Origin of the sequence: Marinobacter sp. HL-58 (genome assembly GCF_001314605.1) — a bacterium.
Classification (GTDB): Bacteria; Pseudomonadota; Gammaproteobacteria; order Pseudomonadales; family Oleiphilaceae; genus Marinobacter.
Genome location: NZ_LIHP01000016.1, coordinates 18,259 through 40,643, shown reverse-complemented (window position 1 = coordinate 40,643; position 22,385 = coordinate 18,259). Strand labels below are relative to the sequence as shown.

22 protein-coding genes are annotated in these 22,385 nt (G+C 54.2%); all 22 read left to right on the top strand.

The genetic code is table 11. The features are described 5' to 3' along the window. Nucleotides 1–2: 2 nt before the first annotated feature. The 22 genes from HLUCCO03_RS12685 (at nucleotide 3) to HLUCCO03_RS12580 (ending at nucleotide 22,381) form a co-directional block, all read left to right on the top strand. Nucleotides 3–1,172 carry a pilus assembly protein N-terminal domain-containing protein gene (locus HLUCCO03_RS12685; protein ID WP_051603962.1) on the top strand — a complete coding sequence of 390 codons (1,170 nt, stop codon included), beginning with the start codon at nucleotides 3–5 and terminating at the stop codon, nucleotides 1,170–1,172. A 12-nt stretch (nucleotides 1,173–1,184) separates the two neighbouring features. Beyond that, the gene (locus tag HLUCCO03_RS12680; RefSeq protein WP_027831499.1) at nucleotides 1,185–2,360 is read left to right on the top strand and encodes a hypothetical protein; all 1,176 of its coding nucleotides are present in this window, start codon (nucleotides 1,185–1,187) and stop codon (nucleotides 2,358–2,360) included. A 16-nt stretch (nucleotides 2,361–2,376) separates the two neighbouring features. Next, a complete protein-coding gene (locus HLUCCO03_RS12675; RefSeq protein ID WP_036197387.1) occupies nucleotides 2,377–3,570 on the top strand; it encodes a CpaF family protein in 1,194 nt (397 codons plus the stop codon). Next, nucleotides 3,567–4,484 (top strand): type II secretion system F family protein, encoded by a 918-nt coding sequence (locus HLUCCO03_RS12670; RefSeq protein WP_027831500.1) that lies wholly within the window; start codon nucleotides 3,567–3,569, stop codon nucleotides 4,482–4,484. The genes HLUCCO03_RS12675 and HLUCCO03_RS12670 overlap by 4 nt, the downstream gene beginning before the upstream one ends. Further along, nucleotides 4,477–5,349 carry a type II secretion system F family protein gene (locus tag HLUCCO03_RS12665; protein WP_051603963.1) on the top strand — a complete coding sequence of 291 codons (873 nt, stop codon included), beginning with the start codon at nucleotides 4,477–4,479 and terminating at the stop codon, nucleotides 5,347–5,349. The genes HLUCCO03_RS12670 and HLUCCO03_RS12665 overlap by 8 nt, the downstream gene beginning before the upstream one ends. Before the next feature lie 37 nt (nucleotides 5,350–5,386). Continuing rightward, nucleotides 5,387–6,121 (top strand): tetratricopeptide repeat protein, encoded by a 735-nt coding sequence (locus HLUCCO03_RS12660; protein ID WP_155939899.1) that lies wholly within the window; start codon nucleotides 5,387–5,389, stop codon nucleotides 6,119–6,121. Continuing rightward, nucleotides 6,118–6,408, top strand: coding sequence for a hypothetical protein (locus HLUCCO03_RS12655; RefSeq protein WP_027831502.1), 291 nt, complete (start codon nucleotides 6,118–6,120; stop codon nucleotides 6,406–6,408). Before HLUCCO03_RS12660 ends, HLUCCO03_RS12655 begins: the two co-directional genes overlap by 4 nt. Nucleotides 6,409–6,607: 199 nt before the next feature. Continuing rightward, a complete protein-coding gene (locus tag HLUCCO03_RS12650; protein WP_292016713.1) occupies nucleotides 6,608–8,197 on the top strand; it encodes a hypothetical protein in 1,590 nt (529 codons plus the stop codon). A gap of 5 nt (nucleotides 8,198–8,202) precedes the next feature. Beyond that, a complete protein-coding gene (locus tag HLUCCO03_RS12645; RefSeq protein WP_155939902.1) occupies nucleotides 8,203–10,539 on the top strand; it encodes a SpoIIE family protein phosphatase in 2,337 nt (778 codons plus the stop codon). Between the two features lie 8 nt (nucleotides 10,540–10,547). Beyond that, nucleotides 10,548–10,928 (top strand): ATP-binding protein, encoded by a 381-nt coding sequence (locus tag HLUCCO03_RS12640; RefSeq protein WP_197025653.1) that lies wholly within the window; start codon nucleotides 10,548–10,550, stop codon nucleotides 10,926–10,928. A 22-nt stretch (nucleotides 10,929–10,950) separates the two neighbouring features. Continuing rightward, the gene (locus HLUCCO03_RS12635) at nucleotides 10,951–11,316 is read left to right on the top strand and encodes an STAS domain-containing protein (protein ID WP_027831506.1); all 366 of its coding nucleotides are present in this window, start codon (nucleotides 10,951–10,953) and stop codon (nucleotides 11,314–11,316) included. A gap of 25 nt (nucleotides 11,317–11,341) precedes the next feature. Further along, nucleotides 11,342–11,740 carry a hypothetical protein gene (locus HLUCCO03_RS12630; protein ID WP_027831507.1) on the top strand — a complete coding sequence of 133 codons (399 nt, stop codon included), beginning with the start codon at nucleotides 11,342–11,344 and terminating at the stop codon, nucleotides 11,738–11,740. Between the two features lie 38 nt (nucleotides 11,741–11,778). After that, on the top strand, nucleotides 11,779–12,078 hold the full coding sequence (locus tag HLUCCO03_RS12625; protein ID WP_155939904.1) for a hypothetical protein: 300 nt from the start codon (nucleotides 11,779–11,781) through the stop codon (nucleotides 12,076–12,078). A 387-nt stretch (nucleotides 12,079–12,465) separates the two neighbouring features. Next, nucleotides 12,466–13,794, top strand: coding sequence for a capsule assembly Wzi family protein (locus tag HLUCCO03_RS12620; protein ID WP_292016712.1), 1,329 nt, complete (start codon nucleotides 12,466–12,468; stop codon nucleotides 13,792–13,794). A gap of 26 nt (nucleotides 13,795–13,820) precedes the next feature. Continuing rightward, the gene (locus HLUCCO03_RS12615; protein ID WP_051603810.1) at nucleotides 13,821–14,942 is read left to right on the top strand and encodes a polysaccharide export protein; all 1,122 of its coding nucleotides are present in this window, start codon (nucleotides 13,821–13,823) and stop codon (nucleotides 14,940–14,942) included. Between the two features lie 7 nt (nucleotides 14,943–14,949). Further along, the gene (locus HLUCCO03_RS12610; RefSeq protein ID WP_027831510.1) at nucleotides 14,950–15,384 is read left to right on the top strand and encodes a low molecular weight protein-tyrosine-phosphatase; all 435 of its coding nucleotides are present in this window, start codon (nucleotides 14,950–14,952) and stop codon (nucleotides 15,382–15,384) included. A gap of 15 nt (nucleotides 15,385–15,399) precedes the next feature. Beyond that, the gene (locus tag HLUCCO03_RS12605; RefSeq protein ID WP_051603811.1) at nucleotides 15,400–17,613 is read left to right on the top strand and encodes a polysaccharide biosynthesis tyrosine autokinase; all 2,214 of its coding nucleotides are present in this window, start codon (nucleotides 15,400–15,402) and stop codon (nucleotides 17,611–17,613) included. Between the two features lie 10 nt (nucleotides 17,614–17,623). Continuing rightward, entirely contained in the window at nucleotides 17,624–18,700 is a 1,077-nt protein-coding gene (gene rfbB / locus HLUCCO03_RS12600; protein ID WP_027831512.1) for a dTDP-glucose 4,6-dehydratase, read from the top strand. Then, nucleotides 18,697–19,545, top strand: a complete 849-nt coding sequence (gene rfbD / locus HLUCCO03_RS12595; protein ID WP_027831513.1) for a dTDP-4-dehydrorhamnose reductase — start codon at nucleotides 18,697–18,699, stop codon at nucleotides 19,543–19,545. Before rfbB ends, rfbD begins: the two co-directional genes overlap by 4 nt. Nucleotides 19,546–19,625: 80 nt before the next feature. Then, the gene (rfbA, locus tag HLUCCO03_RS12590; protein ID WP_027831514.1) at nucleotides 19,626–20,498 is read left to right on the top strand and encodes a glucose-1-phosphate thymidylyltransferase RfbA; all 873 of its coding nucleotides are present in this window, start codon (nucleotides 19,626–19,628) and stop codon (nucleotides 20,496–20,498) included. A 9-nt stretch (nucleotides 20,499–20,507) separates the two neighbouring features. Continuing rightward, the gene (gene rfbC, locus HLUCCO03_RS12585; RefSeq protein ID WP_027831515.1) at nucleotides 20,508–21,056 is read left to right on the top strand and encodes a dTDP-4-dehydrorhamnose 3,5-epimerase; all 549 of its coding nucleotides are present in this window, start codon (nucleotides 20,508–20,510) and stop codon (nucleotides 21,054–21,056) included. Further along, nucleotides 21,053–22,381, top strand: a complete 1,329-nt coding sequence (locus HLUCCO03_RS12580) for an oligosaccharide flippase family protein (RefSeq protein ID WP_027831516.1) — start codon at nucleotides 21,053–21,055, stop codon at nucleotides 22,379–22,381. Before rfbC ends, HLUCCO03_RS12580 begins: the two co-directional genes overlap by 4 nt. Nucleotides 22,382–22,385 lie beyond the last annotated feature (4 nt).

Below are 22,385 nucleotides of genomic sequence, written 5' to 3'. Positions count from 1 at the left end.
GAATGCACCGATTGAACGCCAGGGCAGCATGCCTGCTCGTCCTGCTGCTGTCCGTTGCACAGGTCTGGGCAGAAGAGCAGGACGCGGTTCTGGAAATGGGACCCGGTGAGCAGCGCGCCCTGTCGTTTCCGAGTGAGCTGAGTAAGGTTGCGACGTCTGACCCGAGTGTTGCAAAGGTCACGGCGTCTGGCGAATCCGAAGTGCTGATTACCGGCGAAGAGCCGGGAGATGCCACCCTGAGTGTCTGGCTGGATGGTGCTGATGAGCCACTGGTTTCCACGGTTGTTGTAAGTTCAACCAGCGGCGAAAAGTCTCCTCTGGCAATGCAGGTTCAGACTGACATTCGGATTGTGGAAGTAAACCGCAACGAGCTCAATACACTGGGGCTTTACTACGCCAAACTGTTCAATGGCGGCCAATCCAGCATTGGTGTGGCGCCTCCTGGCGGTGGTGGTTTTCGTGGCTTTGATTCAGCCAGCAACGCTGCCGAAGGTATCAGCAGTGAAGGCTTCAACCTTTTCAGCTTTGGCAGCAGCTCGCTCAGTATCATCAATGCGCTTGAATCCGGAGGGTTCGCTTACACCCTGGCCGAGCCCTCTTTGGTAAGCCTGAGTGGCCAGAGTGCAACGTTTCTGGCCGGGGGAGAGTTTCCGATCCCGATCCAGTCTGACAACAACGGCACCCAGATCGAGTTCAAGGAATTCGGGGTAAGTCTGTCGCTGACGCCAACGGTGGTCGAAGGCGACCAGATCATTCTCAAGGTTGCGCCGGAAGTGAGTGAGCTGGATTTCACTGCCGGTGTTTCCACCTCTGGTGTTTCAGTGCCCGGGTTGAGAATCCGGCGGACTGAAACAACCGTTTCCATGGCGCCGGGGGAAACGTTCATCATCAGTGGCCTGGTTAGCAGGACAACACTGAATAACAGTGATCGATTACCCGGGCTTGGCAACATTCCCATTTTGGGGGCTCTGTTTCGTTCAGACCGGGTGTCTGCGGAAGACAAGGAGCTGATCATGGTCGTCACTCCCCGCCTGGTCAGCCCACAGAAAAAGATGCCTGACTCTGTAAAGCGGTTTGGTATGGAGTATGAAAACAGCAGCACAGAGTGGCCGGACATGTTTACAGGTTCAAGAAAAGCCGGCGAGCCTGTCGAACACGGACTGAGTTGGTAGGGAGTGCCTTCAATGAACGAAACCCTTGTATGTGTCAGCGATGATATTGGTTTGAGGGTTTGGCTGGAACGGTCTCTGGATAGTGAATGGGTGATCGAGGCGGTCACCTCGTCAGATCTTTCAAGGGTGAGCCGCCTGGTAAAGGCGACAGGCACGCCAGTGGTCCTAGTGGCTGTTGAAGAGGACAACCCGGAACGTGCCGTCAAAACATTTGCTGCCCTGGGGAAAATATGTGGCTCGGCCGAGCTGATCGCGGTTGCTAAACGCATCTCTCAAGACATGTTGTTGAGAATCATGCGAGTCGGTGCCAGGGACTGCTTGATTACCGGAACGGATACCGACGCTGCACCGGAGCGCGTACGACGGGTGATAGAGTCTTCGCATAATAAGCCGGCGCTGGAAAGCACAAGGGCCCGCCGCAATGTCACGTTTGTCACCTCGGTAAGCCCTGTAGTGGATACCCGATTTTTCTGTCAGAACTTTGTCAGTGAGATAAACCGGGCTCTTCCCCATGAGCAGGTGCTTGCGATTGACACACTATCTCGTGGTGAACGCACTTTCTATTTTGACAACCTCAATCGCCTGACACTAGACGAACTGGTTAAGCGACAGGACTCGATCGACCGGTCATTCGTGGAAACCGCCCTAGGTGAGTACTCAAACGGACTACGCCTACTGTCAGGTGGGCTGGAAAAAGGGGACCTTTCCGGCGATGGCGGTGCAGACCTTTTTATAACGCTGACTCAATTGGGAGAGCTCTTCGACGAGGTCATTGTCAGGGTAGACAGCGACCTGGCGGACTCTTGGCTGAGTGCGATAGGGGCCAACGTCAATCGTATGTTCGTCGTGATGCACCCGGTGGTTGATCAGATCCAGGAGGCTGAAGGGCTTTTTCAGAAAATCGGTAACTGGCTGTCGACGGATTGCGTTAAAAGCCTCGTTATAGATGGGTACGAGAAACGGTCCAAACTGGCGATTGCGGACATTGAAAAAACCGTTGGTGTGGCCTGTGATCTCACACTGCCGATTGAGTGGAACCACCGGCTGGATTCTATCAACGCAGGCGTGCCCTTGGGGATGCTCCCGAGCCGCTCCCGATACCACAAAAAACTGAACGCTTACGTCAGCTCGACTTTCGTTTCTCAATCACCGTTAAAACGCCGGTTTGGTTTCATCGGCCGATCATGAAATCTAGGGGTAACGTGTGGCGACTCGAATCGATGAAGACTATCAGCAGCTCAAGAAGAGCGTTCATACCTTCCTCATAGAGCGGCTTGATGAGGAGGGGGTAGAGGTTGAAAAATCGACCAGAGACGCCCTGCAGTCTTTTGTGCAAACGTCTGTATCTCAGTACATCCACAACCATCGTATCCCTCTGGCAGCGCCGGATCAAAACACGCTGACGAAGGAAATTCTGGACGAAATCATTGGTTTCGGTCCGCTTGAACCCTTGCTGGCTGACGATCAGGTAAACGACATTCTGGTCAACGGTGCCCTCGTGGTTTTCGTTGAGATCGCCGGGGTGTTGCAAAAAGTCCAGACTCGCTTTATCGACGATGACCATGTCCTCCGGATCATCCGCCGCATTCTTGCGCCGCTCGGGCGCCGACTTGATGAAAGCAGCCCAATGGTGGATGCTCGCTTGCCAGACGGGTCCCGTGTCAACGCTATTGTCCCGCCCATCGCCCTCGATGGGCCGTCGCTCAGCATTAGAAAATTCAGTGACAGGCACCTGTCTGCCGTTGATCTGGTGAACGGCGGAACCATGACATCGGAGTGCCTCGACACATTGATTTCGGTGGTGGAGGGCCGGCGCAACCTGTTGGTCAGCGGAGGCACCGGCACGGGCAAAACCACGATTCTCAATATGCTCAGTCAATACATACCAAAAGACGAGCGGGTGGTAACAATTGAGGATTCCGCCGAGCTGCAGTTGACTCATCCCCACGTTGTGCGCCTGGAGACGCGTCCGGCAAATACCGAAGGAACCGGAAAAATAACGGCCCGGGATCTCATCGTCAACGCGCTGAGGATGCGGCCCGACCGGGTCGTTGTGGGTGAAGTGCGCTCCGGAGAGATCATCGAGCTGCTCCAGGCTATGAACACGGGCCACGAAGGGTCTATGAGCACAATCCATTCGAATTCCGCAAAAGATGCGCTGGTTCGGATCGAAACGCTGCTTGCGGTCAATGGGTACGATGCCGGCGAGAGAGCGATTGGACGTCTCATTGGATCGTCACTGGATATTATCATTCAGCTCAGCCGATTGCCCAATGGCAGGCGATTGATCAGTGAGGTTGTGGCGCTCAAACCAACAATGACGGACCCCTACCGGATGGAGTCACTCTACCGGTCGCCCGAACTGGACTTCTCCTCTGCCCCCGAGGAGCCGTTATGACCGTCCAGTTACTGCTTTTACTGGCCATGATGTTGGGCGTTCTCGCCCTCATTGTGGCGGTGCTTCAGGGTCTGTGGAGTAGTGCCCGGGCCTCGGCTGCGATTAAAGACCGGGTGCGCCAGCGTTTACGATCCGAGGTGGCTGGTCAGGGCGACCAGACGGCAAAAGTGGACATGGGCCCGATCCAAAAAACGCTGGTTAGGGCCGGTTTTACTATGTCCAGTGGCAGGGCCGTTGCACTTTCGGCTGTCATGCTGGGGCTTATTGTGGGCGTCGGGCTATCCCGGGGATGGATCGAAGCCATGATTGGGCTTTTTTTCGTGATATCCACCGGCATCACACTGTGGCGCGTAAAATTTGAAAAGCTGCGCAAACAGGTTCTCGAAGATGTACCCGTGGTCCTCGATTCGGTCTTGCGCTCTATCACCGCCGGCCGGTCTATCGAACAAGCACTTCTTGCCGCTTTTGGCGATGCGTCGCCGGTGTTTCAGCCCCTGCTGCAGCGCTTGCGCAGCGCCATTAATCAAGGGCGGGACTACACGCCCGTGTTCGAGGGCTTTGCCAACATGTACCGGATCCCGGCGCTCACCCAGATAGCGATTGCGCTGCGCACCACTAGCCGCTTTGGTTCGTCCATCAAGCCGGTTCTTCAGGAAGTCTCGAAAGCCATTCGTTCGCAGCAGGAGCTGAGAAGAGAGTTCATGGCGGCAACGGCCGAAACCCGGTTCACCGCCGTTGTGTTCGCTGTAATGCCCCCTGGCTTGGCGGCCTACATGGTAATACTCAACGAGGAATTTTCTGCGGTACTGTTGAACACCGACACGGGCCACACCCTGTTGATGATCGCGGGAGCCCTGCAGGTGATTGGCAGTTTGCTGATCTGGAATCTGATTCGGAGGGTTGGCCGTGATTGAGCTTATTTTTGGAGCGGCGCTCGTGATCGGACTGCTGTCTCTAATTGCTGGAATATATGGCGCACCCTCCTGGTCAATGCAGGCGCGTATCAATGCCCGCTTGCATCATCAGCGCCTGGTTGACGATGACCCTGAAAGCGACTCGGCCATGGCAGAGCTGGTGTTCTGGCTCGCCGAGCGCCGACTTGTTCGGGGAGATTTTAAAGAGCTTGAGCCCGCCCTGGAAGCCAGCGGACGGTCTCCTTACCAGTCTCGGGTCTATTACTTTGGCCTCTGCTGGGTCGTTCCGGCCATCATCTTGCCTGTCGCATTTGTGTTTTTCAGTGCCGCCGCGGCCATACTCACCGCGCTTATGGCATTTTTCGTCCCGCGCCGGATGATTCGCGCCTCCGGCGCTTTCGCCGAGAAACAACAGAACCGCGAAGCGATAGAGCTCTGCCACATGACCAGAATGCTTCTGGAGGCAGGGTTATCGCCCGAGCGCAGCTTGAAGCTTATTTCTCATCAGGCGAGGGACCTCATGCCACGCCTGATCCACCGGGTTGATCGGTTCAACCGGGTGATGGAAAGTGGTGCAGACAGAACGGTGGCACTGGATGAGCTGGGTCGAAATCGAAACATCACTGTATTGCGAAGCTACGTAACGCTGATGAAACAGAGCGGCACCCTGGGCTCGCGGGTTTCGGTCAGTCTGGACCAGATTATTGAAGAAGCGCAGCACGAAGAACGCAGCAAATTGAAAGAAGAGACCAACCGGGTCGGCGCGAAAATGACCATCATAATGATGGCGTTCATGTTGCCTGCGCTGTTCATGCTTATCGGGGGGCCAGCGGTACTTTCTATTCTGGACACATTGAGAAACTAAACAGATTCAACGGAAGACATCGGTAATGGAAACAGTTATGAAGCAGAGTCATCGAGCAGGAAGTTGGATCACAGCTGCATCAGTGATCGCAGTGATGGTGGGGCTGGTGACCACCGGCTGTTCAACGATGGAGTCGAGCGAACAGAGTGAGCAGAGCGAGGACGACCAGCGGCCACTCAAAGACCCGATTTATTCCGTTGGCTGCTCCACAACGCTGCAGCCGGAGCATCGGGTTGAACTTGATCTGATCGACTCACTCATGGAAGGGGGTGAGTATTATGCGGCCCTTGCGCAACTGGAGTCACTGTCTTTTGAAACCCAACACCATTGGCTTCGTTGGGCGCAGTTGCTGGCGCAGGTTGATCAGGTGAAGGACTCAGAGGAGGCCTTTGAGACGATTGCCGACAAATGTGAGTCCCATGAGGCCTATCACGGCCTTGGCGTGGTCTACGTCAAGCAGGACAAGATTCAGGACGCGCTGGATGCGTTGAAGACGGCCAAAGACATGTCGCCGGCGGTGCCGGACATTCGGAACGATTATGGCTATGCGCTGATGATAGCCGGTGAATACGGGCGTGCTGCCTTCGAATTACGAACAGCGTACGAACTGGCCGAAGGCAAAGGTGCGGTCAAACAGAATATGGTCGCGGCCTATTATCTCAACGGAGGTGATGCCGCACTCAATAAGCTCAAAGGCACGCTTGGCCTGTCAGAAAGAGACCTGAAAACCGGTAAGCAAGTCGCTGAAAATATGCGCAAGGAGCACCCATGAAAACCATGACTCAGAGTTTCGTGATTTTCGGCCTTTTTGCCATTAGCGGAGTTGTGATGGCTGAAGACCCGGACCAATCGGATGACAAGCCGGGTGGAATGATCGGGCTCTCGTTTGAAGCAGATCCGAGAAGTGATACGGAAAAGGTGATGGATGAGCAGGCATCGAAGCCGGTTCGAGGTGGTGAGCTCACCCAGGACATCTATGTGCTCACCCAGGAGCGCATTGCGGAGACATTCTCGCGGCCAATACCAGACCGTATCAGTGAGTCAACACGGGATGATTAACAGGCGTTCACAGCGCGGGGTTTTCATTGCTCTGACCCCCGTGCTCCTGACCCTGATTGTAATTCTGTTGACCCTGGTGATCGACAGCGCCCGTCTTCTGTCCATCCGATCGGACATGCAGTCCCAGGTTAACGCAGCGGCAACCGCCGCCGCCGACGCAGCGCAGTCTTGCGGCGGAGAAAGCGGTGACCTCTCAGAAATGCAGGCCCGTGGGTTGTCTGCCGCCCGGGCGGTGGGGTTTGACGGCGACGAGAGCGATCTCGACGTGGCGGCCGGTTTGCTGGCTCCGGATCAGGAAAACACCGATTCACTGCGGTTTTCCCAAAAAGCTGACATTCTCCAGACCAATGCAGCCCTGGTGACATACACCCGAACAGAACCGTTGTCGCGACTGCTGCCGGAAAGTCTTTTCAGCCCGGTTGAACTATCGGTAGACGCCGCGGCCAGGAAAGAAGTGGTGGCGATCTTGAGTGCAACCGGTTCGACTGCGAGCATTGAAGACGGGATTCTGGGCCAGTTGATCGAGGAGCTCACTGGTGTATCCGAAGTGGATGCCACCAATCTTGAAAGCCTTGAGTCAACGGTGGTTAGTGTCGGTGACCTGCTGGATGAGTTGGGCGTATCTGATTTGACGGCACTGGCAGACGAACCGCTTCTGGATGTTCTCGAGGCAGTGACTACTGTTGTTGGTGAGGCAGGGTCTCCGGCAGGTTCGGTTATAGATGACCTGACCTCTGCGACCGGTTTGAATGGGCTCGATGCAGGTGCTGTCTTCGATGTTGTGAGTGGCATCAGTGTTTCAGAGGATAGCTCGTTTCCTCTGTATGACTTTGTTAACAGCATAGTATTAAACAGCGTGAGAGCAGCCAATCAGAGTGGCGCCGGTTTGTTACAACTAGAGCTTGAAGATACCGAGGATTTGTTTGATGCCAGTGGGCTGGACCTGCTGGGTGATGTTGAAATCACATTGGATTTGATGGTGGATGAGCCACCGCGGATTGTCTTCGGGCCGGCGCGTCAGGATGAGGCTGGCGACTGGCTAACTAACGTACGAGCCGCTGATATAAGTCTACAGGCGAACATTGACGTGGGGCTGGCAACGGGAGAGTTAACTTCCCTGGTTGACACGTTATCAGCAGGGCTGGTGGGCGTCTCAGTGCTGGATGATATTCGTATTCCGCTTGCAGTACAGGCAGGTGGCGGAGAAGCAGATCTGATCGCAGCGGATTGTGCCCGGGGAGACAACAATACTGTGAATCTTGATTTTGACACCCAGGGCAGTGTTGTGGCGATCGAAACCGGAACCATTGACACCTCCACGGGCGCGGTAGTTCCTGATTCGCTGAATGCGACAATCCTGAGACTCGACGCACCACTTCTTCCCGCTGTCGAGACCTGTGTCAGGGGCGATCTGAGTGTTTCTTTGCCGCATCAGTCTGGGGTGCAGGAGGCACTGCAGTATTACAGCCTTCATTGTCCCGATGGAGATTGCGATGAGGAAACCTTGACCGACAGCTCAACGGGGTCGTTGGGTGGATTATCTGTCAACCTGAGCAATCTGTCGCTTCAATGTGAGTCAGGGGGGGCAATCAGCGGTGTCCTCAACACGGTACTGTCCGGGCTATCCGCGCCAGTGACCGACCTAGTCGAGGGCGTGACAGGCGTCGTCCTCGAGAGTGCAGTCTCACCGCTTCTGACATCCCTGGGAGCAGACCTTGGCGGAGCTTCTGTGAAAGTGATCGGCGCAAGCCAGCAAAGTACCCAGCTTATCGAGAATGTAGAGCAGTGAACCATATGGAAGTGATGACACAGCTCGGTTGGGCGGAGTGGCTATCGCTGGGAGCGCTTATGGCCCTATTTTGCCTCGCAGCTACCTTTCTCTCGTATCGGCGTCGTATCAAGGGCGTTATTACTGCGCGTGAGGAACTCAGTAACAGAGTCAGCCGGCAGCTACGTTCAGCAATTGCAGACACCCGTGCATTGCTGAACCAGACATCACAGATAATCATGGTGTTTGATCGCCACGCGCCGGTTTTGCTCTTTGCCAATCAACAGGCACTGGATATGTTTGGCAAGCACTCCGTTGATGAGCTGATGGATCAGGTGATTTCTAGGCCAGACGCCTGGCTGGTCGCTCCCCATCGTCTGGTCGACTTTGAAGAATGGCTGGGTAAAGTAAAGGCCATTGGGGTTGAACGCAGGGAATGGTGTTTCAGAACGGGTGAGGACGATCACCTGTGGGTCGCGGCGACCATCAGCAATACGGCGTTCGAAGGACGGCCAGCAAGGCTTTTTGCGGCAAATAACATCCACGGCGAAAAAATGAATCAGATCGCCGAGCACCTGCGTAACAGAGCACTGGTAGACATCATGTCGGGTCGTTCGCTGCAGAGCGTTCTGGATACCATCGCGAAGCTGGCAGAAGTAACCATCGCACACTCCCACTGTGTACTTTCACTTTACGATGACCAAAGCGCCAATTTGAGTTCAACCGGTTCATCCCCTTTTGCTCGCAAGTTTCAACAGATGTTTCCTGTCATTACGTCGCTTTATGGCTCAACGTCCATCGGCACGGCATTCTATGTTGGCGGCCGCGTTATCGTAGAAAATCTGCAAAGCGACCATCGATGGCAGGGGTATGGGGCCCAGGTATCCGAGCTAGGAATGACTGCTTCATGGTCGGAGGTTATTCCTGGTAAGGATAAAGACTTACTGGGCGTCATTACGTTGTTTTTTGAGTATGCGAAGCACCCAACGGACCAGGAAATCGCAGACTTTTCTTCCGTTGTGTTTCTTGCAAGCCTGGCGATTGAGCGACATACCTGGCAGGTTTCATTGGAAACCGCATTATCTGGCGAGCGTTTCATCCGGGACATAGGCGTGCGTTTGGCGGGTGCTGAAGCCAGCAAGCTTTGGGGCGATCTTGAAAGTGTATTGTTGCGTATCAAGGGGCACTATGATCTGGGGAGCATTACCCTGTGGGAGCGGCCGCTGGACACTGATAACTTCAGGCCTGTTGCGTCCACAAGCTCCGGTGCTGCTTCTCGCTACGGTGACGACCCGTCTCCTTTGACCTTTTCGATTAGCGATCTCGACGAAAAGTTAGGTGGCCGTTCCACTGACTACGTGATGCCGCAGGACAGCATGTATCGTGCCTGTTGCGTAGGCCATGATAATCGCCCAGTGCTATTACTTCCGCTATCCCTGGATGCGAATACCATTGTTGGGGTTATGACCTTGCAATCGAGGTATTTCTATATTTCCAAATCTGCAATCGACTATCTGCTTATTCTGGGTTCGATGATTGCGACCAGTATGATGAATGCACGCCTGGTAAAGTCGATGTCTCAATCGATTGAGCGCGAGAAAGGAGCGCGGGAAAAACTGGAGGGAGAGTTGTCCGTTGCCCGGGAAATACAAATGTCGATGGTGCCGCTCCAGGGAGAGTTCCGGGGAGATTACAAAGACTGGACTATTGAAGCACTGCTAAACCCCGCTAGCGCGGTGGGTGGGGACTTATACGATGTTATCCGCTGTCAGGGTGGAAAGCTTTTGCTGGTTGTTGGGGATGTATCCGATAAAGGCGTACCCGCAGCCCTGTTCATGGCTAAAACCGTGTCATTGATTAATTATCTCGCTAAAGCCGAAGGATCGGATCTCCAGCGAATAGTAACAAAGCTTAATGCAGAGCTCTGTGTTAACAACGAATCTTGTATGTTTGTCACTGCCGTTTTCGGGCTATTGGATCTGGCAAACGGTGAGCTGAAGTTCATCAATGCTGGCCATAATGCTCCATTATTGGTGCAATCTTTTATGACCCCGGAGCTTATAGCCAGAGAATCAGGCCCACCTCTTGGGCTCTACGAAGAGGTTCAGTTCCCATCTTTTAGTGTGACAATTGAGCAAGGTGCCACTGTCACTCTATACAGTGACGGCGTTACTGAATCGTTTAATGAATCGGGGGAAGAGTTTGGAGATGGCAGGCTTATCCAAATTGGCTACCGCGCTAATGATATGGATAATAGCTTTCTGACGATACTGAAAAGTGAAATTGAGCAGTTTTCGGGTTATGCTCCCCAATCAGATGACATAACAATAATGACAATCCAACGCCACGTCAGGGCTTTATGAAATTAACTGTGAGTGCGAATGACTCGGTCAGCGATGTTCTGTCGGAGACAGAAGCTGCACTGAATGGGGTTGCCGAAGATATTATTCATGAATGCCAGATTATTATTGATGAATTTATGGCAAACATGAAGCACCACGTCTTTCCAGCCACTCCAGCAACGGAATGGACACTGGAGTTGGAAAAAACGCAAACTGGTGTGACAATTAAGTTCAGGTATGCGGGAAAAAAATTTGATCCTGCGTCAGCCTGCGGTTATGTGGCGGATTGCCCGATTGAGCGCCGCGATATTGGAGGATTGGGCCTGATTTTAATATATTCGTTAAGTGACGATCAGCACTTCAATTATCTGAACGGCATGAATGAGTGGACTATAAAGAAACATTTTTAATACCTATCTTCGGAGGATTTCCATGTCGTTAACTATTGAGCATCTGCAAAGTACAAAGGAAACTGTCAGCCTGGTGCTGGTAGGGGCGCTGGACAGCGAAACTGCTCCAAAACTGAATTCAACACTGGACGAGCTGATCACGCCAGAGACCAAGGTGGTAGCCATCAATATGGGGGCAGTCACGTTTGTCAGCTCCGCGGGGTTGCGAGTGATTTTTAAAACGTTGAAGCTGATGAAAGCACGGGGTGGACAGGTCAGCATATCGCAGATGTCCAAGGGTGTTAAAAAGGTCTTCGAAATTGTTAAAGTAATGCCGGACCTGACGGTTTTCGCCAGTCAGGCTGAGATGGACGAGTATCTGGCAGAGATACAGCGCCGCGAAAGTTGAGCGAAACGCTGCAAGGACTAGGTTAATGGCCATTGTGCTAGACGGTACTCTCGCTATTCAGCGGGATGAACAGCAGAAAATTGTAAACATCATCTGGTTTCTGTACGGGCTGCCTGAAACTGATGTGCAGCCAGAACAAGCGGTCTTTCTTCATGAGTCGTTCGGTCAGGGATCGCCACAAATGATTTCTTTTGAGCTGGACGGAGAAGAATACGCAGTTTATGCCGATTGGGAAGCCGCATCAGAACATCGCAATGCAGTAGAGGTAAAGGAGTTCTATCGTACCTATGGGTATGTTCTGATATCCGCCTTGAAAATGAATGGTAACCTGGCTAGTAATGATGAGAGAGTCGAGTGGTTGCTACCGGTCCAGTACTTTAGTGACTATGTGACGATGATAAACGAACTGTCTCGTGCTGGGTGATACTGTTAGACAGGGTACCCAACGTTATGGATGCTAACATGCAAGCGAACTATGATGAAAACTACATTGATGCTGTCAAAGCGATGGCATCAGAAGGGATGGAGGTGCGCCTTCTCAGTGGTCGCGCCCTGAGAAGTCTTGATTCCGAGGCATCGTCGAGCTTGGTTCAGAGCATGAGTGATACAACGGAGCTTGCAGTGTTAAAGTTCTGTGTGGGGACGCTTGCAGTGTCTGGACACCACGCCCTCGCGATTCATTCCAATGATAAAGGCGCATTGGGGGCACCAGAAACATCAGAAATCAAGCAAAAAGTTGAACTTGGCAAGGCGAAGGGCTGATGTCACTTCGATCAGATTTGTTTGAAACGTCATAAAATAAAGCATATTATGCCTTATGTGATAATCAAAACGTTGATGTTTGGCGGCTTGGGTACCCTCCGGCGCCCCAGGCAGAATTTGTGTCGCCTCATGTAATGTAGGCACGCCCCGGCTATATCGCGGTTCACAAGCAGTCTGACAGGGAGTCAGTTGGAGAATCCCTCCTTCTGTTTTGATTTCCCAGAATAGAAAAATAGAACTATGACCTCAAAACACTGGACTCTGGTCGGTGGGGCGGTAGCGTGCCTGGCGAGTATGTTGACGCCTCCTCTTGCGGCAGCCCCCTGGGTCGGCCCCGGTGACGCAAGGGCTCGATCTGAAGCTCAGCAGTCTGCCGATTTAGGACTTGTGAACCGTACCTTCACGACTTGGCCGGTCATGTGGGTTAATCTGCCTGGCGCCAAAGGCGGTGCTCGGCTCAAGAGGGGTAGCCCTTATCTGGCATTCGAATATCAGCAAGCAGGACTGCCCAGTTCTTCTGCAGCTGTGGTTATTGGGGGGCAGAACGAAGCTCCCTTTGTTACTGGCTTTGAGAAGGCAATTGGTGGCACTGGCCGCGTCGGTGTCACGGCCGAATGGCAAGGGCATGGCTGGGCGCTCGGGTTGTCAGGTTCGGGTGTAATAGACCCCGACGATAACCAGCAGGTCCAGGCCGATGGCAGCTACGTTGCCAAGAGTTTGGGAAACTGGGTAGTGGGAGCTGGCCAAATTGACCGTTGGTGGGGGCCAGGGTGGCACTCAAGCTTGATTCTATCGAATAACGCTCGACCTATTCCTGGAATCTGGCTAAATCGTAAAATCGCGACTGAGTCAGCCAGCCCATGGTTATCTTGGGCTGGTCCTTGGGATTTCACCTTGCTTGGTGGGCAACTCGAAGGTAAGCGAGCGCAACCGGAGGCAAAGATTCTAGGAATGCGATTGACCCTCAGACCATTTCAGGGCCTTGATGTGGGATTCTCAAGGGTCATGATGTTTGGAGGCCGCCAACGTTCAGAAGGTGCTTCAACCGTTCTGGATGCTCTGATTGGGCGAGATAATTCCCAGGATGGGGCAGATGACGATCCAGGCAATCAGCTTGCGTCTATCGACGTTCGTTATGGCTTCGCGTTGGGTGACCATACCCTGGGGGTATACACAGAGGTGCTAGGTGAAGATGAGGCCGGTTTACTACCAGCCAAGAAATCCTGGCTCTTCGGTGCTGACGCAACCAGCGCCTTGTGGGGAGGTCAGCAACAGTGGTTTGTAGAACACATAAATACGGTTGCTAACGATCTGGATGGTAACTCAGTACCGAACGTCACCTATGAACACTTTCAGTACCGCAGTGGTTACAACCATTTCGGCAGAGCCATCGGGGCGTCTTTCGGTGGCGACACCAGGGCAACAACGCTTGGCGGCTATCACTTTTTTCAGGGTGGGGGAACCCTGTCAGTCAGCGTATCGTACGCAGACCTGAACGTAGACGATAACCCCAGAGTGCAGGTTCCCGGTGACGATATTTTTTATTTTGCCCCTGCTGAACGGAGTACCGCCGCCTTTGTTTCGATCGGTTACGGAACCCACTTTTTGTCTGGCTGGCTTGATTTGAATGCTCAAGGCAGTAATCAGAAAACAGACTTTGTAAGCGGGGCTCGCGACCGCTGGTCCCTCAGTGGAGAGTGGACCTACAGATTTTGACAATAATGCAAAGGCAGTTGGCTTTAATGCGAAATATTGTTTTGGCGATGCTGGTGTTTTTGGTACTGGCTGGATGTGCCTATGCGCCTGGTTCGCACATGGACACAGACGATCCCTCAGGATTCTATAGGGGAGGGGAAAGACAACTGGATGTTGATTACTCCGAGTTGATCAATGTGACTCAAATAGATGCGGACATTTTGCGTGACCGGTCTGTAAAGTCTGCATCTGCCCCCCCGAAAGACTTAATGCAACCGGATGGAGCCTATCAGTATTACGTTGGCATAGGTGACGTACTGCAAGTCACTGTGTGGGACCATCCAGAATTAACAAACCCGGCAGGGGAAGGCAGAAGCTCTGCGGAATCTGGCAATGTTGTTAATTCAGACGGTTCGATTTATTACCCATACATTGGCTATGTGGATGTGGTGGGGTTAACCACCAAACAAATTCGTGAGGAGATTGCAGCCAGACTCTCACGTTACATTGAAGATCCCGAAGTGGATGTTGCTGTGGCGTCCTTTCAAAGTCAGCGCGTTTACATGAGTGGGGCGGTAGAAGAACCCGGCGTATACCCCCTGACTAATGTGCCCACACGTCTTGTGGATGCCATCAGCCAGGCTGGCGGTCTGGATGAAGGAGCTGACTGGCGAAATGTCATTTTAACCCGGGACGGAACCGATTACCGTCTGTCTTTGAAGGCTGTGCTGGAATCAGGGGACAAGCTGCATAACGTACTTCTGCAGTCTGGTGACGTGGTGAATGTACCGCTGGGGGATGATCAAAAGGTTTTTGTTCTGGGGCAGGTCGGCAGCGCGCAAACGCTGCCAATGGGGCGAAACGGGCTGACGCTGGCAGAGGCAATTTCAAATGTTGGGGGGCTCAACGAACGCGAATCGGATGCTACGGGGGTCTTCGTGGTTCGCCGATCTGAAACACCAGAGTCATCAAAGCCGATTGATCTCTTTCAGTTGAACATGAAGGACGCAACCGCAATGGTTCTGGCGGACCGTTTCGTTCTGAATGATCGGGATCTGGTGTACGTTACTACAGCACCGGCGGCCCGCTGGAACCGCGTAATATCGCTGCTAACGCCGTCCTTCTCGGCCTTGTTCCTGGGTGACCGTGCAACGGATATTGTGGAGTAAAACAATAATGTTCTACCACATACTGATCTTGTGCATGGGTAATATCTGCCGCAGCCCGGTTGCAGCAAGAATGCTGCAGGCGCATTTGCCTGATCGTAAGGTGGAATCGGCAGGGCTTACTGCACTGGTTGATCACTCGGTAGATGCCATGGCTGCTTCTCTGGCAGAGGCCAGTGGTCTTGACACTACAAGCCACAAAGCTCGTCAGGTAACCGTTGAGATGATCAGGGATGCAGATTTAATTCTGGTCATGAATGAACATCAGCGCCAGCGTGTTAGTGAACTTGATCTGGCATCCACCGGCAAAACCATGTTGATGGGCCGTTGGTTGCCCGGTCAGCCGTCTATTCCTGATCCTTATAAAAAGGGGCGGGAAGCCTTCGAGCATGTCCATACCCTGCTACTCAATGCGACAGCCGCCTGGGCGGCGAGACTCAAATAATCGAGCCAGCTATTTATGTCCGAATCGGTAGTGCCCGCCCAGAAAATCCGGAATACCAGTAACGATGACGAAATCGATATCGGATTTTTGTTGGGCAGTCTTTGGGACCACAAGTACTTTATAGGGTTAGTAGCTTTTGTATTTGCGCTGTGTGGGTTTGTGTACGGGATCCTGGCTACACCAATTTATCGGGCTGACTCACTGGTTCAAGTGGAGCAGAAATCGAGCTCCATGGCGGGTGCGGACCTTGAGGCGGCGCTTGGGGGAGAGCCAGAAAACCCAACCAGTACGCAAGTGGAAATCCTGAAATCTCGGTTGATTCTGAGGCAAGTGGTGGACCAGACCTCGGTTGATATTAGGGTCACGCCCAAGACTTTACCATTGATTGGACAATGGTTGGTTCGATCCGATATTTCCAGGCCTAACCTGTTCGATACATCAGGTTACATATGGGGCGGCGAAACACTGAGCATAGCCAGTTTCGTGACAGACCATGACTCGGAAGGAATGGAGCTGCGGATAAGATCTGACGGAAATCAGCGTTATACCGTAATGGCGCCTGACGAAGACCGTGTGATTGCGAAAGGGCGTGTTGGCATTCCCCTTGAGGTTGAGGAACCCTGGTTCGAGCTCAGAGTCGACGAACTGACTGCGCCTGAGGGTGCGATATTTAAGGTAACCAAGCAAAACCGCTTAGCGGCAACCCGGGAGTTGCAAGGGCGGCTTGATATCGCCGAGCAAGGGAAGGATACAGGAATGCTTAGGCTCAGTTTGGACGGGCCCGATCGCAAAGAAGTGGTCTCTAGTCTGAATGCAGTTAATCAGGTATTTCTGACTCAGAACATTGCCCGGCAGGCCGCTGAGGCAGAAAAAAGCCTGGAATTTCTGGACGAGCAAGTTCCTCAAGTGCGTCAACAGTTAACAGAAGCAGAGGATCGTCTGAACGAGTTTCGTCTAAAAAGTGACTCTGTTGATTTGAGCTTTGAAACTGAAAATGCATTAAGCAGCCTGGTGGAGGTCGAAGCCAGCCTGAACGAACTGGAACTGCAAGAGGCGGAGCTTGCACGGAGATTTACGGAGTACCATCCGGTCTATCGTGCGCTAGTAGAAAAGAAAGAGCAGCTGCAGCGGGAGAAGGCGCGCTTAGAAGACCGCACAGACAATCTACCGCGAACCCAGCAACAGGTTCTGCGGCTGAGCCGTGATGTGCAGGTTACTCAGGAAATCTATGTGCAGCTTCTGAATCGGATGCAGGAGTTGCAGCTCGCTAAAGCAGGTACGGTTGGTAATGTTCGGATTCTTGATGAGGCTGAGATACAGGGCCAGGTCGAGCCACGGCGTGGATTGATCACAGGAGTTTCGTTGCTTGCGGGCCTGCTCTTGGCCATGGTGGTAGTGTTGTTGAGAGCAGCGTTCAACCGGGGCATTGTATCTTCCGAACAGTTGGAAGACCTGGGCTTGCCAGTGTATGCAACAGTGCCGCTTTCCGAGGAAGAGAAACGCGGCATGGAGGCTAAATCATCTGGAGGCAACAAAAAAAGCAGACGAAAGCACACCGACCTGCTGGCGTTCAGAAACCCGGCTGATCTCTCCATTGAGGCTATAAGAGGCCTGCGTACAAGCCTGCATTTCGCGATGATGGAAGGTGCAGATAACCGGCTTGTGATCACCGGTCCCAGCCCGGGAATCGGTAAGAGCTTTATATCATCCAACCTGGGGGCAATTTGTGCTGTAGGTGGCCAACGTGTTGTGGTTGTAGACGCAGACATGAGGAAAGGGCATTTGCATATAGACATGGGGCAGGAGGCAAAGAGCGGCCTTTCCGAAGTTATTTCCGGCAAGCTGGGCTTCGAAGCCTCAGTGCGGGAATCCAAAATCAATGGGCTTCACTGGGTTAGCCGCGGCATTTCCCCACCGAATCCTTCGGAACTGCTGATGCAGCCCGGCTTCACCGAATTTCTGGATCATTTGAGCCGCAGGTACGACCTGGTGATTCTGGATACACCGCCCATTCTCGCAGTCACTGATGCCGCGATCATAGCAAAGCAGTGTAGCACGGCGTTGATGGTGGTTCGTTTTGGCGTAAACACCCAGAAGGAGATTGAAATCGCACAGGCGCGGCTGGCAACAGGTGGTGTTAACGTGAAAGGGACTATTCTCAATGCTGTAGAGCGCCGGGCTGCTAACAGTTACGGCTACTACGGTTATTACAATTACAGTTACAAATGAGCACCTTGAAATGAAGATTCTGATCACCGGCGGAGCCGGTTTTATTGGTTCTGCATGCATAAGGCATATAATAGGTCATACGAATAATAGTGTTGTTAATGTCGACAAACTGACGTATGCCGGTAATCTTGAAAGTCTCGAAAGTATCAACAGTAACATTCGCTATACTTTCGAACAGGTAGATATCTGCAACCGAGCCGAGTTGGATCACATACTGGCCCAGCATCAGCCGGACGCAATCATGCACCTGGCAGCAGAAAGCCATGTAGACCGCTCTATCGACGGACCGGCCAAGTTTATCGAAACCAATATAGTGGGTACCTACACCTTGCTGGAAGCCGCCCGGCAATATTGGCAAGATCTGGAAGGGAATAAAAAAGCCAACTTCCGCTTTCATCACATTAGTACTGATGAAGTCTACGGCGACCTGGCAGTAACCACAGACCATTCGCTCCCGGCGGCTCTGCCCCTGTTTACAGAACAAACCCCGTATGCCCCAAGCAGCCCCTACTCTGCCAGTAAAGCCAGCTCAGACCACCTCGTACGTGCTTGGCACCGGACCTATGGCTTGCCAACTCTGATCACGAACTGCTCGAACAATTACGGGCCCTACCAACTCCCCGAAAAGCTCATTCCACTGGTAATCCTGAATGGCCTTGCCGGGAAACCTCTTCCGGTATACGGTGACGGCAGCCAGATCCGTGACTGGCTTTACGTCGAGGACCACGCCAGTGCCCTCTATAAAGTTGTCACTGAAGGCAAGCCCGGCGAAACCTACAACATCGGAGGACACAACGAAAAGCAAAATCTGGAAGTCGTCGAAACCATTTGCGAGATACTGCAGCAAGTAGTACCCAAAAAAGCTCGTTATCGAGATCAGATTACCTTTGTAAAAGACCGCCCTGGTCACGACCTGCGCTACGCCATCGATGCCCGCAAAATTGAAAAGAACCTAGGCTGGATACCCCTGGAGACTTTTGAATCCGGCTTGCGGAAAACCGTTCAATGGTACGTCGACAACGAGCGATGGTGGAAGCGGGTACAAGATGGCGGTTATCAGAGTGAGCGGCTTGGAGTAACTGCATGAAAATCCTTCTCTTGGGCAAAACCGGTCAGGTCGGTTTCGAGCTTTGCCGAACCCTGCCGCTGCTGGGCACCATCACGGCCCCTGGTCGGCAAGAACTTGATCTGATCAACGCCCAAGCCGTAGCAGATTATCTGGATGCGCACCAACCGGACTTGATCGTAAACGCCGCCGCCTGGACTGCTGTAGATGCCGCGGAAGCCCGGATGGGAACTGCAAGGCGTCTCAACGCTGGCCTGCCCGATCAACTGGCCAGCTACAGTGCAGAGCATGGCGTCTTCCTGGTGCATTACAGCAGCGACTACGTATACCCCGGCACCGAAACAACTCCGTGGCAGGAAACCAGTCCACCTTGCCCCTTGAGCGCTTATGGTAAAACCAAACTGCAAGGTGATGAGGCAATCCAGCAAAGCGAAGCGGACTATCTTATCTTCCGCACCAGTTGGGTCTATAGCGTGCGGGGCAACAACTTCATGAAATCCATACTGCGCCTTGCGAAAAGCAAAACCGAACTTGATATCGTGGCAGACCAGATAGGCGCACCTACTCCGGCAAGACTTATCGCCCAGATCACCACCCTGGCGATCCATAGCAATATCCCGGGTGGCCTTTACCACCTGGCTCCGGCAGGTGAAACAAGCTGGCAAGGCTTCGCCGAAGAAATCTTCCGCCAAGCCGGCATAACCACAAAAACGAACCCCATACCAACCAGCGACTACCCCACCCCAGCCACACGGCCGCTTAACTCAAGGATGGACACAACCAAACTCGAAACCGCACTCAACATCCAGCTCCCAGACTGGCGAAACCAACTGGCACTCACGTTAAACGAATACCTCGAAAGCTGATTGAGCGTGGGCTCCAAAGTTTAGACGGCGTCTGTCCCTGCGTGGACAGCCCCCATTGAAACACACTGAAAGGGTACAAAGTGAAAGGAATAGTCTTAGCCGGTGGCTCCGGCACTCGCCTCTATCCCATCACCCGAGGCATCTCCAAACAGTTACTCCCGGTATACGACAAACCCATGATCTACTACCCGCTGTCTGTACTTATGCTGGCGGGCATTCGGGACATCCTCGTCATCACCACCCCGGAAGACCAACAAGGCTTCCAGCGCTTGCTGGGAGATGGCAGCCAATGGGGCATCAACCTCAGCTACGCCGAACAACCCAGCCCGGACGGCCTGGCTCAAGCCTTCATCATCGGTGAAGAGTTTATAGGTAGCGACAGTGTATGCCTGGTACTGGGCGACAATATCTACTACGGGCAGGGCCTGAGCAAGATGCTGCAAACCGCAGCCAAAAGAGATAAAGGTGCCACCGTCTTCGGCTATCAGGTAACTGACCCGGAACGCTTCGGTGTAGTGGAGTTTGACCAGAACCAGCGTGCTATCTCTATTGAAGAAAAGCCCGCTAAACCAAAATCCGCGTACGCCGTAACAGGCCTCTACTTTTACGACAACAACGTAGTCAACACTGCCAAACAGGTAAAACCCTCGGAACGGGGAGAGCTGGAAATCACCAGCGTTAACCAGGCCTACCTGGAGCGGGGCGACCTGAACGTAGAACTGCTGGGCCGTGGCTTTGCCTGGCTGGATACCGGCACCTTCGACTCCCTGCACGAAGCCAGCGGCTTTATCGAAACCCTGGAAAAACGCCAGGGCCTGAAAATCGCCTGCCTGGAAGAAATCGCCTACCGCATGGGCTTTATCGGTGAAGAACAACTGCTGGCTGAGGCCCAAAACTTGAGAAAGAACAGCTACGGCGCCTACCTGAAGAAACTGGCCAAAGCAGGTAAATGAGCGAGCTATATGAAAATCACAGAAACAAGAATCCCGGATGTAAAACTCATCGAACCCAAAGTCTTCGGCGACGAGCGCGGCTTCTTCATGGAAACATGGCAGCGGCGCAAGTTCGCCGAGGGGGGAATCGACCACGACTTCGTCCAGGACAACCTCAGCTGCTCTGTGAAGGGCACGCTGCGCGGCTTGCACTACCAGATCCAACAGCCGCAGGGGAAGCTCGTGCGCGTGACCACCGGCTCGGTCTTCGACGTGGCGGTGGACCTGCGCCGCTGGTCGCCCACCTTTGGCCAGTGGGCGGGGGAGCACCTTTCCGCCGAGAACAAGTACATGCTCTGGGTGCCGCCGGGCTTCGCCCACGGCTTCTATGTCACCTCCGAGACGGCGGACTTCCAGTACAAGTGCAGCGACTACTACGCACCCGAACACGAACGCTGCATCCGCTGGGACGACCCGGACCTGGCGATAGATTGGCCGCTCGAGGGTAACGGCGAACTGCTGGTTTCGGAAAAGGACTGCCAGGGGCAAGCCTTCGCGCAAGCGGAGTGCTTCGATTGATCGCCAATCTCGCACAACGGCTGCTGTCGTCCTCCCACGGTGATGGCCTCAAGGCCCAGCTCGTGCGTGGGGCCTTGGGCGTGGGCGGGCTCAAGCTGCTTTCCCTGCCACTGACACTGGCCACCTCCATCCTGCTCGCCCGGGGGCTGGGGCCAGAAGGCTACGGGCAGTACGTTTTCGTGCTGGCCGTGATCTCCCTGCTGGCGCTTCCCGTGGGCCCGGGGTTGGGGCAGCTCGTTACCCGGGAGGTGGCGAAGTGCCACCACGGCAAGGAGTGGGGGCTGTTTCGCGGCCTGCTGCGCCGCGCCCACCAGTGGGTGATCCTTGGCTCGGCCCTGATGGCCGTGGTGATCGCCCTGCTCGCGTTCCGGAATGCCTCGTGGACCGTGGACGACCGCTGGGCCCTGCTGTCTCTCGCCACGTTCATGCTGCCGCTGCTGGGCCTCAACGCCCTGCGTAGTTCCACCCTGCGCGGGCTGCGCAATGTCTTCTACGCCCAGCTACCCGAACTGCTGGCCCGGCCAGGGCTGCATCTGGTCATCGCCGGCGGCTTGCTGGCCGCGGGCATACTCAACCCGGCCACCGCGCTCGCCAGCCAGATCGTCGCCACGGCGCTCGCGTTCGGGGTCGGCGCGTGGTTACTGTGGCGCCTCAAGCCGGCGGAAGTCGGGCAGGCCCGACCGGATTACCGCCACGGCGAATGGGGCCGGGCGCTGCTGCCCTTCACACTGCTGGCGGCGGTGGGTACGCTCAACGGCCAGATCGGCATCCTGGCGCTGGGCTGGCTGGGCACCGATGAAGACGTTGCCGCCCTCCAGGTGGCGATGAGCGGCTCGATGCTCGTCGTGCTATCACTGACCATCGTCAACATGGTGATCGGTCCGCATATCACGCGCGCCCACCGGGACAACGACAAGCCCCGTCTGCAACGGCTCTCGCGCCAGTCCGCGCGGGCGGCACTCGCGGTGGCTCTTCCTATCGCATTGCCGCTAATCTTGCTCGGCGGGCCGATTGTCGAACTCGTATACGGCGAGGTGTACCGCGATACGGTCACCCTGCCGCTGGCGATTCTGGCTGTGGGTCAACTGGTGAACGTGGCCTTTGGTTCTGTCGGCATGTTTCTGATCATGAGCGGCTTCGAGCGAGACACCTTGAATGGTCAGATCGTCGCGCTACTCATCAACGCTATCGCCGCCGTCGTCCTTATCCCGCCTTTTGGTGCAGTTGGTGCTGCCTTGGCCGTAGCGATCGGTCTCGCGACCTGGAATCTGATACTTGCCATTCGTTTCGTCCAGAGACTTGGGCTTAGACCCTCTGCGTTCTAGGGAT

Excerpts from the sequence above, each read along its gene's own strand:
- rfbC (WP_027831515.1), top strand. The coding sequence starts at position 20,508 with ATGAAAATCACAGAAACAAGAATCCCGGATGTAAAACTCATCGAACCC.
- HLUCCO03_RS12630 (WP_027831507.1), top strand. The coding sequence starts at position 11,342 with ATGGCCATTGTGCTAGACGGTACTCTCGCTATTCAGCGGGATGAACAG.
- HLUCCO03_RS12610 (WP_027831510.1), top strand. The coding sequence starts at position 14,950 with ATGTTCTACCACATACTGATCTTGTGCATGGGTAATATCTGCCGCAGC.
- HLUCCO03_RS12660 (WP_155939899.1), top strand. The coding sequence starts at position 5,387 with ATGAAGCAGAGTCATCGAGCAGGAAGTTGGATCACAGCTGCATCAGTG.
- HLUCCO03_RS12635 (WP_027831506.1), top strand. The coding sequence starts at position 10,951 with ATGTCGTTAACTATTGAGCATCTGCAAAGTACAAAGGAAACTGTCAGC.
- HLUCCO03_RS12645 (WP_155939902.1), top strand. The coding sequence starts at position 8,203 with ATGGAAGTGATGACACAGCTCGGTTGGGCGGAGTGGCTATCGCTGGGA.
- HLUCCO03_RS12605 (WP_051603811.1), top strand. The coding sequence starts at position 15,400 with ATGTCCGAATCGGTAGTGCCCGCCCAGAAAATCCGGAATACCAGTAAC.
- HLUCCO03_RS12680 (WP_027831499.1), top strand. The coding sequence starts at position 1,185 with ATGAACGAAACCCTTGTATGTGTCAGCGATGATATTGGTTTGAGGGTT.
- rfbB (WP_027831512.1), top strand. The coding sequence starts at position 17,624 with ATGAAGATTCTGATCACCGGCGGAGCCGGTTTTATTGGTTCTGCATGC.
- HLUCCO03_RS12655 (WP_027831502.1), top strand. The coding sequence starts at position 6,118 with ATGAAAACCATGACTCAGAGTTTCGTGATTTTCGGCCTTTTTGCCATT.
- HLUCCO03_RS12625 (WP_155939904.1), top strand. The coding sequence starts at position 11,779 with ATGCAAGCGAACTATGATGAAAACTACATTGATGCTGTCAAAGCGATG.
- HLUCCO03_RS12615 (WP_051603810.1), top strand. The coding sequence starts at position 13,821 with ATGCGAAATATTGTTTTGGCGATGCTGGTGTTTTTGGTACTGGCTGGA.
- HLUCCO03_RS12670 (WP_027831500.1), top strand. The coding sequence starts at position 3,567 with ATGACCGTCCAGTTACTGCTTTTACTGGCCATGATGTTGGGCGTTCTC.
- HLUCCO03_RS12650 (WP_292016713.1), top strand. The coding sequence starts at position 6,608 with ATGCAGGCCCGTGGGTTGTCTGCCGCCCGGGCGGTGGGGTTTGACGGC.
- rfbD (WP_027831513.1), top strand. The coding sequence starts at position 18,697 with ATGAAAATCCTTCTCTTGGGCAAAACCGGTCAGGTCGGTTTCGAGCTT.
- HLUCCO03_RS12685 (WP_051603962.1), top strand. The coding sequence starts at position 3 with ATGCACCGATTGAACGCCAGGGCAGCATGCCTGCTCGTCCTGCTGCTG.